This window comes from Curtobacterium sp. JUb34 (assembly GCF_003755065.1).
Lineage (GTDB): Bacteria > Actinomycetota > Actinomycetes > Actinomycetales > Microbacteriaceae > Curtobacterium.
Genome location: NZ_RJVH01000001.1, coordinates 561,184 through 575,825, shown reverse-complemented (window position 1 = coordinate 575,825; position 14,642 = coordinate 561,184). Strand labels below are relative to the sequence as shown.

Here is a 14,642-nt window from a genome sequence, read left to right as displayed (position 1 = left end):
CCAGACTTCATGCTGCTTCTTCGCCCTCGCCGCGGCACGCTCATTGTCACGACTTCGGACATCAGCCTCGACATCCTCATGAACGGTGCCTTGCAGGATCTGGCCACGGTTCCGGAACTGGCACCCGTCACCATCGCATCCGCCGACACAGGACGTCTCGAACGCGTCGCAAGGCGCGAAGGTGTTCACGCGCATGCTCTGCCGGTCGTTCGCGACCCATCCATACTGCGAGATCTTCACGCGCTCGTCGCCACGTTCAGGCTGCTGATCCGCGTTCGACCATCCCTCGTGATCTACGGCACCCCGAAGGCCGCGCTGCTCACCGCACTCGCGGCAACGCTCACAATGACGCCCGGACGCGTGCAGATCTTGCACGGCCTTCGCCTGGAAACCACCCAAGGGCTTGCCCGACGAACCCTGGTACTGCTCGAACGGCTGGTGGCACGCATCTCCACGGTGACCGTCGCCGTCAGCCCAAGCCTTCGCGCTCGATCGAGCGAGCTCGGGATCCCCGTCAGCCGGATGCGCGTGCTTGGCCCCGGCGCGTTTGTTGGCGTCGATCAACGTCGTCGTGCGCGCCTCGGAGCGGACGAGATTGTCCGTGCGCGGCGTCGTATCGAGCTCGACGTAGACCAGTCGGTTCCCTTGATCGGATTTGTGGGCCGCCTCAACGCCGACAAGGGGATCGTCGAACTCGTCGACGCCGTCGCCCGGCTGCGGCGCTGCGGAGCCAACACGGAACTTGTCCTCGTGGGCCCAGATGAAGGCCTTGGTGCGCTCCCCGAACGCACACAAGCACTCCTCGCCATGCGCTGGGTCCGCCGCACCGGCGCCGTCCCTGACCCGGCTGAGTACATCGCAGCAATCGATGTACTTTGCCTGCCCTCCCACCGAGAAGGGCTCGGCACAGTGCTGCTCGAAGCGATGGCCACCGGCATTCCGGTCGTCGCTACTCGTGCAACGGGGATTGTCGATGTCGTAACTCACGAGCGCACCGGACTTCTCGTCGAAATCGGCGACGTCGCAGGGCTGGCATCCCAGCTCGAACGAGCCCTCACAGACGAACCGCTGCGCTCCGCGCTCACTACTGAGGCGTCCGCAATGATCTCTCGCGCCTTCACGCAGGAAACGGTGCGCCGTCGCTACCGCCACTTCTATGTCGCACTCCACCGTGCCGTACGAACACGGATCGCCCGCCCGTAGGCCAAGTACGTCACGGGGACTCACGCGCATCAGGGCTGTTCATTGCTGTACGGATGTTATAGGGTAGAAGTAAATATATTCTGCACTGACGTGTTTAGCGTCCTCTCGATTGGAGTCCGGTGAACCGGGTCCACCTCTCCGCCCCAGACATCTCCATTGCTGACCGGTCGGCTGTTGCGCGGGCGATGGCCTCGGCTTGGGTCGCTCCAGTGGGCCCAGAACTGAACGCGTTCGAGTCAGAGATGGCCTCGCGCGTCGGAGTCCGCCATGCAATCGCGGTCGCATCAGGTACCGCCGCCTTGCACCTTGGCCTCATCGCGGCAGGTGTCCGCGCTGGAACCGTCGTCGTGACATCGACCTTCACGTTCGCCGCAACGGCGAATGCGATCACCTACACCGGTGCTCGCCCTGTTTTCGTCGATGTTGATCCGCATACCGGCAACATCGACCCGATGCTGCTCGACCGCGCGTTGTCCGAGCTCCGCGCGGGCGGTGTCGTCGTCGCCGCGGTGATGCCGGTCGACATTTACGGCAAGAGCGTCGACTACGCTGCAGTTCTTGAGGTGGCCGACCGACATGGCGTTCCGGTAGTGGCCGATAGCGCGGAGGCAGCAGGCGCCTCGTACCGGGGACGCGCCGTCGGGTCATTCGGCTTCGCCGCCGCGTTCTCGTTCAACGGCAACAAGATCATGACCACATCGGGCGGTGGCATGGTGCTCACCGACGACGCGGCGGCCGCGTCCAAGATCCGCCAGCTCGCAACGCAAGCCCGACTCCCTGTGCCGCACTACGAGCATGCCGAGATTGGGTACAACTACCGCCTCAGTAACGTGCTCGCCGCGCTCGGCCGGAGCCAGCTTGCCCGACTCGACGGCATGATCGCCCGTCGCCGAAGAACCCGTGACCGCTACCGCGAACTCATCAGCTTGTTCCCCGGCGTCGAGATTCTTGGCGGCGCCGACGACCTCGAGGACAACTGCTGGCTCACCTCTATCGTGGTGGATCCGCGTTCCGACCACAACGTGCGGCACATCCTTGCCGACCTCAACGCTGACGGCATCGAAGCGCGGCTGCTCTGGAACCCGATGCACCGGCAGCCGGTGTTCGCCGACGACCTCGCCTTCGTCTCGGGCGTCGCGGACACCCTCTTTGCCTGCGGACTCTCGCTCCCGAGCGGCTCCGGTATGACCTCCGACCAGCTCAATCATGTCTGCGTTTCACTCAGCACCTCCCTTAGGAGGCACCGTGACGACGCCTAATCCCGGACCTCGCGCGAAACGGGCCGTCGATGTCGTCGCTGCCAGCGTCGCTCTCGTGATGTTCGCGCCCCTCATTGCAGCGATCGCGCTCGCTGTCTTAGTCGCGCTCGGCCGGCCCGTGCTCTTCCGCCAGGAGCGCGCGGGACTTGGCGGACGCACCTTCAGCATCCTGAAGTTCCGAACGATGCTCGATCCTGCACTGGAGAAGGGGTTGGTGACGGACGAGCAGCGGCTCACCCGCTTCGGCAAGTTCCTTCGATCGACAAGCCTCGATGAACTCCCGGGGCTCGTGAACGTGCTCCGAGGCGAGATGAGCATCGTCGGCCCGCGGCCGCTCCCCATTGCGTATCTCCAGCACTACTCACCAACAGAGGCTCGCCGGCATGCGGTCCGGCCTGGCATCACCGGCCTTGCCCAAGTGCGCGGCCGGAACCTAGCGTCATGGGACGACCGACTGCGCTGGGACGTTGAGTACGTCGATACGGTCGGTTTTCACACTGACCTGCATGTGGTCGCTCGCACCGTTGCGGTCGTCATTCGTCGAAGTGGCATCTCTGCAGTCGGTCAGGCAACATGCGAGTCCCTCATCATGCATCGAACCGCCGCCGCGCAGTCACGCCTGGTGCACCATGCCGGCGACCCACTGACAAACGCCAACACGTGATTCACCGTTCACCCCTCACATCGAAGGACCAGCACCGCTCGGTCGAGCACGTTGTTGTTGTTGGTGCAGGCGGGTTCGGACGGGAGACCCTCGACGTGCTCGATGCGGATCCGTCCGCGCCGACTGTGCTCGGTGTTGTCGACGACGCCCCTCGCGCGATCGACCTCGACCGACTCGCGGCACGCCGAGTGCGCTACCTCGGTACGCTTCGAGAGTGGTCAGCAACGGCACCACCGGAGGTGCAATACGTGCTGGCAGTCGGTGCCCCTGATGTCCGCCAACGCCTCGTGGCCGCAGCACCCCTTGCCGGCCGTCAGGCCGCGACCGCCGTTCATCCCTCCGCGACTATCGGGTCTCAGGTCAAACTCGCAGCTGGCGTTGTCATCTGCGCTGGAGTGCATATTTCGACCAATGTGCAACTCGGCGCACACACCCATGTCGGTGCTGGTGCGATCCTCGGACACGACACGGTGACCGCACCGTCTGTCTCGATCAACCCCGCAGCGGTCGTATCAGGATCGGTGTCGATCGAGACGGGCGTGCTGGTCGGCGCGGGAGCGACAATCCTGCAGGGCATCATCCTCCGCTCGAACTCCACCGTTGGAGCAGCGGCATGCGTCACACGCGATGTCGACCCAGGCGCCGTCGTCAAGGGCGTGCCCGCGCGCTGAGCTGAAGCAGCACGAGACGACGGCAGATACCCGGAGACTCCACCGACGGCGTTCTCGACGGTGGCACGCAGCATCCGTCCCTGCCCCGAAGCCAGCGACCATGAGAGCGGCCTGGATCGTGCGCTATCACCTGGGAGACCCGTCGTGCTACCCCGGACTGACGCCAGGACGGCGCGCGAAACATTGCACGATGGAGCAACCCCGAACCCGTCGGACGCGGTCTGCTCGAGTGAAGCGCTGGCTACCTCGAGCTCGCCGTCACCCAGGTTTCGACGTCGTCGCTTCGCAAAGCGCTGCTGAGCTCCTGCACGTCAAGATTATTCAGGGCCACATAGGACTGGCCGTCAGCGGACACTCCGCCTCCCGCTGTGGGGATGGTGAACGTGGTGAGGTCACTCGCTCGCACATGCCGCAGGCTCCACCCCAGGCTGACGATTGCGCGGAAGGTCAGCTCACGATCCACAGAGAGGTACGCACTTGTTGCGCTCACAAAGTCCTGGACGCGGCGTGGGTTGGTGATCGTGCCCCGAGATAGAGCTTCTTCGACCAGACCACGCATGAACGCCTGCTGATTCCGCACCCGCGTGTGATCTGCGTCGGCGAAGGGGGACCGTGCGCGCACAAAAGCAAGCGCCGCTTCGCCCTGCAGACGGTTGGGCCCCGCGGAGAAGTGCTGGCCCTGCGCTGTGAACGCCTTCGGTGACTGCACGGTGACACCGCCAAGGGCGTCCGTCATGCCCTTGAAGCCAGCGAAATCGATCTCGGCGACGTGATCGATGCGAACGTCCAGTAGTTGCTCCACGGTCTGCACTGTGAGTGAGACCCCGCCCCAGCTGTACGCTGCGTTGATCTTTGCCTCACCATGGCCAGGGATCTCGACCCACGAGTCCCGCATGATCGACATGAGGTACACGGTCTTCCGATCCGCTGGAAGGTGGGCGAGCATCAACGTGTCCGACCGGCCTCCGGGCGTGTTATCTGCGGGATCGGCTGAGCCCGAGCGGCTATCCGAACCGATCAGGAGAATGTTCTGAGCGTCCTCGGTTGCCGCTGGACGCTTGCCGTCCGGAAACGCGTCGACGATTGTGTCACTCTGCGTCTCAAAAGACCTTGCGATCCCTCCGACGAAGCTGCTTGCGACCATCGCGAGCACCACCGCGACAGCAACCAGCGTCCCGCCCATGGCGATGATTGCGACCAGGACAGGACGGCGCCGCCGTGTCGCTCGATGACCGGCCATGACGGCTCCTCTGCGTGGAAGGGGGACTGGGCGGCGGCCGGGGGAGCCGCCGCCCAGTGGTGGTGGTGGTGTTACTTGGCCGGGGTCAGCGAGATGCTGCCGGGGACCGTTTCGGTTGCGTCGTCGAGGGTGCTGGTGACGGTGAAGGTGTACGGGCCGTTGCCCAGGAACTTCTTCACGCTCCAGGTACCGTCTCGGGTCACGGTGGTGGTGACTGCGCTGCCCGATGCCGGGGCGACGGTGATGGTCGCGCCAACCTTGCCGGTGCCGGTGAAGGCGACCTGCGTGTTCGCGGTGAAGGTGTCACCATCGGCAGGAGCAGCCACCGCGAGGGGCTGATCCTTACCCTCAGCGGCCATTCGTCCGCATCTGGAGAGAGATTCCGTCGAATGGGCTCCGGCGCGCAACTGGGCGTGAATCGCAGATCGCAGATATCACGTGGGTACCCGCTACTTCTTGATGACCTTTGGCTGGATACTGTTACCAGATGACCGCTCGTTGAAAGTAGGCTCAGCGCCCTGGTACTTGACGGTGTTGTTCTTGCCGAGTGTGGTCACTTCGGTAGCTGAGGCAACGACGATGGTATTGCCGGAGCCTTCGACAACGAGGTGCTTGGTATTCCCTGCCTTGACCGTGTTGTTCGAGCCCATGACGTCGATCAAGTCGCAATCGTCGATCGTCATTGTCTGCTTTGACCCGGTTGGGGTTGCCTGTCCGTCGACACATTTGCCAGTCTCGTTCGCGACACCGCCAACCGACGAGGAGGGAGAGGGGCTTGCTGCCTTCGCGCGGGACGAGTTCTTCGCACCGCTCGGGGACTGGGTGTCCGTAGGCGTGGTGCCGCTACAAGCCGTGAGGGCCACTGCGATCAGGGTGGCTCCCGCAAGGGCCATGGGGAGGGTGTGGGTGCGCATGCGGCTGTGCTTCCTACTCGGATGTGACGTGCGTGGAAGGGGGACTGGGCGGCGGCCGGGGGAGCCGCCGCCCAGTGGTGGTGGTGGTGTTACTTGGCCGGGGTCAGCGAGATGCTGCCGGGGACCGTTTCGGTTGCGTCGTCGAGGGTGCTGGTGACGGTGAAGGTGTACGGGCCGTTGCCCAGGAACTTCTTCACGCTCCAGGTACCGTCTCGGGTCACGGTGGTGGTGACTGCGCTGCCCGATGCCGGGGCGACGGTGATGGTCGCGCCAACCTTGCCGGTGCCGGTGAAGGCGACCTGCGTGTTCGCGGTGAAGGTGTCACCATCGGCAGGAGCAGTCACCGCGAGGGGCTGATCCTTACCCTCAGAGGTGCTGTCATCCTTCGCGGGCTGGTTGATTCGGAAGTCGCGTTCCGCTCCGGACTCGACGCCGTCCTTGGTCTGGATGATGTCGAACGCGTAGGGGCCGTCGCCGATGTATCGGTTGATGCTCCAGGTGCCGTCCGTGTTGACGATGCCGCTCACCTCGGCCAGGCCGGCGGGACTGATGGCCTTCAGGGTCACCGTCTCGCCGTGGCGGCCGGTGCCGGTGAAGGTCTGGACCTTCGAGCGGATGTCATCACCTGCGGTGGGGGAGATGACAGCGAAGGGCTTGTCGATACCGATGACGGGGTTGATCTCCAGCCCGCGGAGTTCGCCGGTGACACGTCCTTCCTGCGTGATGTCGATCACGTAGGGGCCGTTGCCGATCCACTTGTTCACTGACCAGGTGCCATCGTTCTTCACGACGGTGGTGATGTCCGCGGAGGTGAAGTTCGTGGTGTGGATCCGCACTGTGGTTCCCGCAGCGCCGGTACCGGTGAACGCGACAGCCTTGCTCGCCGCGGACGATCCCGTGGCGGGGCTGGTGACGGTGAAGGGCTGATCAATCGGCGCAGCCGACTTCGGGGTCAGAGCGATCCCGTTGACCTGGCTCGTCTGGCCTGCCGCGACCTGCTTGACGTCGAAGGTGTAGGGGCCGTTGCCGAGGAATCGGTTGATACTCCAGTTGCCGTCATCATCCACAGTGGTGGACACGGCAGCGGCACCGTTAGTCGGAGTGAGCGTCACGGTACCGCCAGGGGTGCCCTTGCCGGTGAACAGCACCGAGGTGTTCGGTGCGAATTGCGAGCCCGACTCCGGGGCCGTGACCGTGATGGGCTGGTACTGCACCGTCGAGATCAGGGTGACGTTGGAGGTGGTGGTGTTGGCTCCCTTTGAGCTCTGCGTGACGCTGTAGACAGCGTCGGCCGCGGGGATGTTCGCCGCCGCGAAGCTCCAGGTTCCCGACTTGGAGACCGTGCCGGAGGCAACGATGTCCTGGCTGCCCTGCTTGCGCAGGTCAACGGTCGAACCGGGCTCGCCCGTTCCACGGAACTCCAGCTGCCCACCGCCGTGCTCGACGTTGTTCTCCGGCGAGGTGATCTTCACGGCGTTGCCGTAGTCCGCGGTCACCGTGACGGTACCGGCAGCGGTCTCACCGTGGAGGACCTGCTTGATGGTGTACGTCTGCTTCCCGCCGGCGTTCGGCGCGGCGATACCAGCCGAGAACTTCCCCGTCGCAGCATCCGCTGAAACGGTCTTGACCAGCTTGCCGGCAGCGTTGTAGATCTCCACCTTCGCGCCAGCATGCGCCGAACCCGAGATCGTCAGGTCCTTCGCGATGTCGGTCGGGAACGCGGCCTCAGCCTTGATACCAGTGGCCGTCAACAGCAGGGTGACGTTGGAGGTGGTGGTGTTGGCGCCCTTTGAGCTCTGCGTGACGCTGTAGGCAGCGTCAGCCGCCGGGATGTTCGCGACCGTAACACTCCAGGTTCCGGAGTTGGAGACCGTGCCGGAGGCAACGATGTTCTGGCTGCCCTGCTTGCGCAGGTCAACTGTCGAACCGGGCTCGCCCGTTCCACGGAACACCAGCTGCCCACCGCCGTGCTCGACGTTGTTCTCCGGCGAGGTGATCTTCACGGCGTTGCCGTAGTCCGCGGTCACCGTCAAAGTCTTTGCTGCGGTTTCGCCTTGGAGGACCTGCTTGATGGTGTACGTCTGCTTCCCGCCGGCGTTCGGCGCGGCGATACCAGCCGAGAACTTCCCCGTCGCAGCATCCGCTGAAACGGTCTTGACCAGCTTGCCGGCAGCGTTGTAGATCTCCACCTTCGCGCCAGCATGCGCCGAACCCGAGATCGTCAGGTCCTTCGCGATGTCGGTCGGGAACGCGGCCTCAGCCTTGATCTCGGTCGGATCGAAACTGACCGTTGAGTCCGCCTTCGCGGTGCGGATGCCGTGGTCCTCGAGCTGCTCGATCGAGACCGCGTTTGTGCCGAGCTTGAGACCCGTGATTGTTGCAGACCAGGTTCCGTCACGGGCAACCTTGACTGTGTTGCCGCCGTTGAGCGTGATCGATGCTCCAGGCACGCCCCGGCCCTTGAAGGTCGCCGATCGGCTCGCGAGATCATCGTCGTGGGAATCCTGGGCGAAAAGGTTCGTCGAGCTGTCCGCCACTACTTGCATCCAACCTTCCTTCAAGAGAAGCAGTTCGGCGCGCGAGTCGGAGCCATTGATGCCGATGCCATAACCCTTATTCACGCCGGGTCCTGCGTACAGGAGCCGGCCTTCCGAGGTCGTGTTCCACTGCTGGTTTTCGCCGCCCGAGCAGTCAGTCGCAGTGATCCAGGTGTTTTTCGGAGCGTCGGTGCCTGTCAGGCAGAGATCACCCTGGCGCACCTGACCGGGGTAGCCCGGCTGCGGGACCTGGGTGACTGTACCGGTCTTGCCCTTGACGGTCCAGGCGTTGGCGCCTGCAGTGAATTCCTGCAGGTTGTGATTCAGCGGGTCAGCCTTCCAGGCAAGGATCGCCTGGGGTGCGTTGAGGGTGACCGTTACCGACGTATTTGCCGTGAGATCCTTGCCGGTGTAATGCTCCAGCGCGATCTTGTTGTTGCCCAGCTTCAGGTTGGATACCTTCGCCGCCCAAGTGCCGTCCGCGGCGACTTGCACCTGGGAGCCGTCTCCGACGCTCACCCATGAGCCTGGCATGCCGCCGCCAGAAATCGTTGCGCTCCGCGAGAGTGTGTCTTTGTCGGCCGTCGACGCGTGGAACCAGCCAACCGACCCTTCAGAGCGCACGCGCATGGCTTGACCAGCAGTCAAGAACAGTTCGGCCGTTTGGGCACCGATGATGTTGATACCATAATCATAGTTCGCGCCTTTACCCCTGTAGTAAAGATTCCCGTCGTTTTGGCCGACAGCCCATAGCTGGCTCTCGGCATCCGAGCACTTGGTCGCGAGGACACGGCCCCCCTTAATATCTGTGCCCGTGAGGCAAAGATCGCCCTGCCGAATCTGGCCGGTACGCCCCGGCTGGGGGACTTGAGTGAGCGTACCTTCCGCGAAGGTACTGGTTTCTACGACGGCATTTGCCTTAAATGCCTGCATGACATGTCCCGAAGTTCCTCCCGCATAGGAGATAAATGCCTGCGGACCGGCACTGGCGGCGCGTGCGGCCGCGGGGCCGATCGCGACTCCGGCCAGAACTGTCGCGACGGCGACTGCTCCAGCACTGGCTTGAGCGAGCGCTCTCTTCTTTTTCATCAATGGGATCCAATCGCTTCGACGACGCCAGCCGCCTCGGGGTGAGGCGGAGGCCGGTGCGTCGGCAACTTACGGATACACACTATCACTCGGTATTTTAGATCACCAAATTCCGAGTAGTCGTGGACGAAATTCCACGTCGGACATGTCACATATGACCAAATTCGTTGGCGCCCGTGGCTGTTGGTCGCCGAGGCAACGGCGAGTCGGGCAAAGCTTTCGAGCTCGAGTAAGCATGCATCTCGCTTCCTACCCGGCAGTGGGGGGCCGAAGGTGCTGAGCGGCGCCGTGGGCTGCGCCGCTGCCTCGAGCACCTGCCTGCGGACGACGTGCCGTTGGTCTAATCGACGGGCCGGCTGGTCCGGTCAATGGCCGACTTTGAGAGCATGGTGACCGAACTCCAAGAGCGGGAGACTCGGCCGGGAGGGGTATCCCGTGTGCTGCCGAGCTCGCGTTCAGCAACGAAACCCACGCCTAGGGGTGGCCATCCTCGGCCGGTTGACCGTCGTCCCCGACGAGCTCGTGGGAGGGTGTCACCGCCAGCAGGAGTGCTGGCGCTCTGAGGCCCCCGGTCCGAGAGTGAGAAACTAAAACCTGCTCTGCACGTGCGGAGTGGTCCCTATGGGGAACACTGGGTGTTCCCACGATCAAAAGGACTTCTTTATGCCAGTACCCAACTCTGGTGCCCCAGCGAGCCGCTTGTTGATTCGCGACGAGGTCCAGGACAAAATCCGCAACGCAATCTTGGAGGGTACGCTAGTACCAGGTGAACGCCTCCACGACGAGGATCTGATCGGTTGGCTCGGGGTATCTCGCACGCCAATCCGGGAGGCTATCTCCGCCCTGGCCAACGAAGGCCTTATTGAGATGGCTCCAAATCGGTACACGCGGGTCGCGCAGCCCAATCCTGCGGAGGTGCTAGACGCATACCGCACCTTGGGGATCATACTGGGAGGGGCTGTCCGCCTTGCAATACCGTATCTGACCGAAGTGCAGCGCAAATCTGCAATTGCCCGTCTAGATGAGTCCCTCCGAACCTTGCCTATTCAAGGGACTCCGAGCATCGTCCCGACTATTCATATCGCCTACCACGCGTGGCTCGACCGATGCCCGAATCGGCAGCTCGTCACAGTGGGCAGGCAAGTTATGGACGGACTCGCATATAAACTCCGTGTCGAGACGATCGGTGACCTTATTCCCGCAAAGCTCCTCATTGAACATCTCACTGATTTCCGGGCGGCAATCATCGCAAGCGACGCCGTCGCCGCCAAACTTGCCATTGAGGCGGCGCACATGCTTCCCCGCCATTAGCGGATCTCTTCCTGCTCTGTTGTGCAATGACGTGACCGGCTGGCGTTTCAAACGCTAGTCCGGGTGAGGGCGCGCTGCTTCAGCCAGGAAGGTGCGCACGATCACTTCAGTAGAACTGTTCCCTTCGGGAGACGGGAGACGGGAGACGGGAGACGGGAGACGGGAGACGGGAGACGGGAGACGGGAGACGGGAGACGGGAGACGGGAGACGGGAGACGGGAGGCGGGAGACGGGAGACGGGATGCGGGATACGGGAGACGGGGTGCGGTCGCGTCCTGCGAGTGAGCTTCGAACCCGGTGGATGGCTGCGGCTGCCGCCGGCGTGCGGTCTCGTCGGCTAGCAAGGCGCCAACCCGCCTGTGTGGTGTCCTCCGCGATTGACTGATGTCCGGGATACGGTCTTGACATGCCTGTACCCCAGTCTTCGACCATCCAAGGTCCCCGCCGCCTTCTCCGTGACGTCGTCTACGAGCAGATGCTCAAGGCGATCGAGAATGGCACGCTCGAGGCAGGGGAGCGCCTGAACGATGATGAGCTCACGAGCTGGCTTGGTGTCTCGCGCACTCCGGTACGGGAAGCGATCGCCCGGCTCCAGTCCGAAGGTCTCGTGGAGATGGCCGCAAACCGGTACACCCGAGTCGCCAGCCTCTCCGGCCCGGAGCACGACCAGGCAGCCATGCTCCTGGCAGCGCTCCACAAGTGGGCGATCGACCACGCCGGCGAAGCGACCGCTGACGCACGGAAAGCCGGGTCTGTTGCCGCGAGCACGCTAACTACGGGCATCGACGCGCACGACGTCGACGCGTATCGGGGCCTGCAGGACGCTGTCGCGGCGCTCATCGCCGGGTTCAACAACCCGATTTACACGGCAACCGAGGCCGCGGTGCGTGGCCGGGTGAAGTTCCACGCCCCAGCTGCTTACGCGAGTATCGACTGGAATGCAGCAAGTGCAACGGCCGGAGCCCTCGCGAAGATTCAGCCGCTCTAGCCCAATTCGACCAAGGGGCACCGCGGCGGCTCGCCTCGTCCGACCTCTTCTAGGCGCTGACTGGGCAGCTTCTCGCCGAGCAGGGCTGCACGCGCGCGCCGCCCATGAGATCGGTGCCTCGCGGTGGCCTGGCCGACGCTACCGGTGCGATGCGCGCGGCACGTTGCCGATGAACTCGATCTGGGCTGGCGGCGAAGTAGGGCCCTGGAGGGGTACGCATGGAGCTCCCACCCTCCAAACTGACATAAGTTACATTATCCGATGGGCGGCTTGGCGAGCGCGAACGCCAGCGGTGCCTTCCGTGCGATCCCTCACCAGATAAGCCATGTCGTCGTCGCGACGCGTCCACGTAGCTGCTGGCTCAAGCTTCACACTGCCTCGGCGATCGGCACTTCACCCCTCGACAACTTGTTCCGGGAATGACTGTTATCGGAACTGAGGCGGTGGCGTGTGCCAGCTACTCCCTCGGGGCCCCCTCAACGGTCGGATCACACCTCTTGATGACGGCCTCGATGCCCAGCAACGGCGAAGATCGATCGTGGTTCGCGCCTTCCAGCAGGCCTCCCTTGATCAGGAGGTCACGAAGGTACGTCGGCGGGGCACAAGGCAGACCTCACTAATTATGGCCGCGATGATCAATGGGGTCAGCCCGAACGGTGTACCTGGTGTGTACCTGCTCAAACGGGGTGCAGGTACACCACCAGGTACGCTTCGATCGGCGCGGTTGCAAGGATCCGAGGGGATGTACCTGGTTGTACCTGGTCTGATCAAGAAACCCTTCCCCAGGATAGAATTCCTTGCGACACCCGTCATTGGAATCCTTTTTCCCTCCCTATACCGGTTTGCCCCTCTGAGCAGGTACGCCAGGTACACGGAAGAAAAGCCCAGATCAGCAGCTGGTTTCGGTGTACCTACCCCACGGGTACATGGCCGGTACAGCAGGTACACGAGCAGGTACGCGACGGCGTTGAGGGTGCGGTCGGCCCGTCGCTGGTCAAGCGGTCACCCCGCGGTCAGCTGCTGGCCACTCGGTCACGACGAGGTCACACGCCCTCGTCGGCCTCGAACTCGACGTCCGTCACCCAGTCGACCCATCTCCAGCGCCCAGCTTCGCTCACGATCGCGCGGCAGCCAACCAGCGTGCTCGCGACCCACACCCGGTCGACGCCTTCTGGAAGCTCGGGTGCTCGCGCCGGCAGTGTGCGCTGCACCACGGCGACGTCCGGGTCCGTGAGTAGGCCGGTGACGTCGAGGTCGCTCGCGACGGTGGCCCAGATGAACGCGTCGCCGTGCCCTCTCGGGAACGCCCTAAGCTTCGCCGGGACGTCGGCCTCGCGATCGAGCACCTCGAGCACCCAGCTGTTGAGACGGTCGATCTCCCCCGAGTTCCCCCATCCCTCCCCTGCGAGCACGATCTGACCGGGTCCCGGCGCATCGAACAGCGGCGACATGAAGTACACGCCGAGCCTGCGCAGCGGGCGTGGGATCTCGTTGCTGTCCATCTGGAGCGACGTCGACCGAGCCCAGTCCGGACGGTCGTCCATGATCTCGTCCAGATGGAGGAGCAGTCCCGGGAGGTGCTGATGCACGTCGCGGACGTTCGCCTTCGTGGTGAGACTGACGTACCAGCCGGGATTCAGACCCGGCACCGGGATGAAATGTCCGTGCTGTCGAAGGGCGGCCGACTGCCGCTGCTCCGGGACGTTGACATCCCGTACGACCTCGAGCGGCACATCTCCCGGAGGATGCCGGATGACGGCGTCGACCATGCCGTTCACGCTGCCGTCCTCGAAACGGTCCACCGCAACGCCCAGCTCGGCCGCCACAATCTGCCGCGCCCAGCGCTCCTCCGGGAGCTCACGATATCGATCACGCTTGTTCGTCACAGTGCCCATGCTCACCTGAAGCCGAGGTGACAAGCGAGAGCCGTAATAGTCCTGGGCATGATCGTCGCGAGCACGTCCGGCTTTGCGAACGGATGGACCAGACCGACCGAGGTCGATCCTGAGCTCAGAACTCGAGCATCGCCACGACCTGTCTACCTACGTCAAGCACAGCAGCTGAAGCGGGTTCGCCGCTGCCGCTGAGAATGACGCTTCGTATCTCGAACGACTCCGCCGTCGCGGGGCAGAGCATCTCCGTTGTGTCGAGGTGCAGGTGATAGTGCCCGGAGACGACGAGTTGCCGACGCACCTGTTCGACCGCGCGGTGGAACATTTGTTGTCCGTCGTTCGCGTAGTCAAGACCCGCAGTAGTCCAGCGGTGCCGGCTCGGCTCGAGCCGACGAGTGAGCTCTGTGGTGATCGGTGCGTCGTGTGCGAGGAGGACGTCAACGTGCGCCGTGCCGAGCGCAGCAAGGTCAGCATCGGTGAGTTGCTCCTGCGGACGCCACGACCCACCGCGACCGCCGACTGGCGGCTGCCGGCGGGGTCGATCGATGCTGTCCGCCCCGCCGAGGCCCGCGACGGTGGTGCCCGCCGCGGTGGCACCGCGCCATCCCCGTGGCAACCAGACGATTCGCTCGGTAAGTGACCTGTGCTCGTCGTGATTCGGCGGGTAGTCGCGCTCGAGGGCGTCGTACCCCTCGCTGTTGCCGCCGGTGATGAGGAGCTGCGCGCCCTGCGTCTCGAGGACTTCGTCGAGCCACTCGAGGTCGCGGCGCTCCTTAGGTGCGCCGTGCCAGACGAAGCCGCCGAGTACGTGGATCTGCCGCACACCGCGCGACGAGACGGCCAATCGCACGGCTTGTCCACAGCAGGTCGGCAT

At 64.1% G+C, this 14,642-nt stretch carries 13 protein-coding genes; 7 read left to right on the top strand and 6 right to left on the bottom strand.

The window, feature by feature from the left end; translation table 11 throughout:
* The first annotated feature begins 9 nt into the window (after positions 1-9).
* The 4 genes from EDF63_RS02680 (at position 10) to EDF63_RS02665 (ending at position 3,797) form a co-directional block, all read left to right on the top strand.
* Entirely contained in the window at positions 10-1,203 is a 1,194-nt protein-coding gene (locus EDF63_RS02680) for a glycosyltransferase (RefSeq protein WP_123310975.1), read from the top strand.
* A 119-nt stretch (positions 1,204-1,322) separates the two neighbouring features.
* Positions 1,323-2,462 (top strand): DegT/DnrJ/EryC1/StrS aminotransferase family protein, encoded by a 1,140-nt coding sequence (locus EDF63_RS02675; RefSeq protein ID WP_221180516.1) that lies wholly within the window; start codon positions 1,323-1,325, stop codon positions 2,460-2,462.
* Positions 2,449-3,126 carry a sugar transferase gene (locus EDF63_RS02670; protein ID WP_260232954.1) on the top strand — a complete coding sequence of 226 codons (678 nt, stop codon included), beginning with the start codon at positions 2,449-2,451 and terminating at the stop codon, positions 3,124-3,126. The genes EDF63_RS02675 and EDF63_RS02670 overlap by 14 nt, the downstream gene beginning before the upstream one ends.
* Positions 3,123-3,797: a NeuD/PglB/VioB family sugar acetyltransferase gene (locus EDF63_RS02665; protein ID WP_260232953.1), complete on the top strand. Its 675-nt coding sequence runs from the start codon at positions 3,123-3,125 to the stop codon at positions 3,795-3,797. Before EDF63_RS02670 ends, EDF63_RS02665 begins: the two co-directional genes overlap by 4 nt.
* Before the next feature lie 241 nt (positions 3,798-4,038).
* On the opposite strand, the gene EDF63_RS02660 is transcribed toward EDF63_RS02665, so the two are convergent.
* The 4 genes from EDF63_RS02660 to EDF63_RS02645 all read right to left on the bottom strand — a co-directional run bounded on the left by EDF63_RS02660 (position 4,039) and on the right by EDF63_RS02645 (position 9,577).
* A complete protein-coding gene (locus tag EDF63_RS02660; RefSeq protein ID WP_123310969.1) occupies positions 4,039-5,037 on the bottom strand; it encodes an LCP family protein in 999 nt (332 codons plus the stop codon).
* A 71-nt stretch (positions 5,038-5,108) separates the two neighbouring features.
* On the bottom strand, positions 5,109-5,363 hold the full coding sequence (locus tag EDF63_RS02655; protein WP_123310967.1) for an Ig-like domain-containing protein: 255 nt from the start codon (positions 5,361-5,363) through the stop codon (positions 5,109-5,111).
* A 123-nt stretch (positions 5,364-5,486) separates the two neighbouring features.
* Entirely contained in the window at positions 5,487-5,951 is a 465-nt protein-coding gene (locus EDF63_RS02650; RefSeq protein ID WP_123310965.1) for a DUF3060 domain-containing protein, read from the bottom strand.
* An 89-nt stretch (positions 5,952-6,040) separates the two neighbouring features.
* Positions 6,041-9,577 (bottom strand): Ig-like domain-containing protein, encoded by a 3,537-nt coding sequence (locus tag EDF63_RS02645; RefSeq protein WP_148061704.1) that lies wholly within the window; start codon positions 9,575-9,577, stop codon positions 6,041-6,043.
* A gap of 663 nt (positions 9,578-10,240) precedes the next feature.
* On the opposite strand from EDF63_RS02645, the gene EDF63_RS02640 reads away from it, so the two are divergent.
* Entirely contained in the window at positions 10,241-10,888 is a 648-nt protein-coding gene (locus EDF63_RS02640; RefSeq protein ID WP_123310961.1) for a GntR family transcriptional regulator, read from the top strand.
* 406 nt (positions 10,889-11,294) lie between these two features.
* A complete protein-coding gene (locus EDF63_RS02635; RefSeq protein WP_123310959.1) occupies positions 11,295-11,876 on the top strand; it encodes a GntR family transcriptional regulator in 582 nt (193 codons plus the stop codon).
* A gap of 1,043 nt (positions 11,877-12,919) precedes the next feature.
* Here the strand turns inward: EDF63_RS02635 and EDF63_RS18585 are convergent.
* Positions 12,920-13,420 carry a hypothetical protein gene (locus tag EDF63_RS18585; protein WP_185021255.1) on the bottom strand — a complete coding sequence of 167 codons (501 nt, stop codon included), beginning with the start codon at positions 13,418-13,420 and terminating at the stop codon, positions 12,920-12,922.
* 12 nt (positions 13,421-13,432) lie between these two features.
* Between EDF63_RS18585 and EDF63_RS18580 the strand changes: the two genes are divergently transcribed.
* Positions 13,433-13,792, top strand: coding sequence for a hypothetical protein (locus EDF63_RS18580; protein WP_185021254.1), 360 nt, complete (start codon positions 13,433-13,435; stop codon positions 13,790-13,792).
* Between the two features lie 94 nt (positions 13,793-13,886).
* Here the strand turns inward: EDF63_RS18580 and EDF63_RS02625 are convergent, their stop codons facing one another.
* Positions 13,887-14,591 carry a hypothetical protein gene (locus EDF63_RS02625; RefSeq protein ID WP_123310955.1) on the bottom strand — a complete coding sequence of 235 codons (705 nt, stop codon included), beginning with the start codon at positions 14,589-14,591 and terminating at the stop codon, positions 13,887-13,889.
* Positions 14,592-14,642 lie beyond the last annotated feature (51 nt).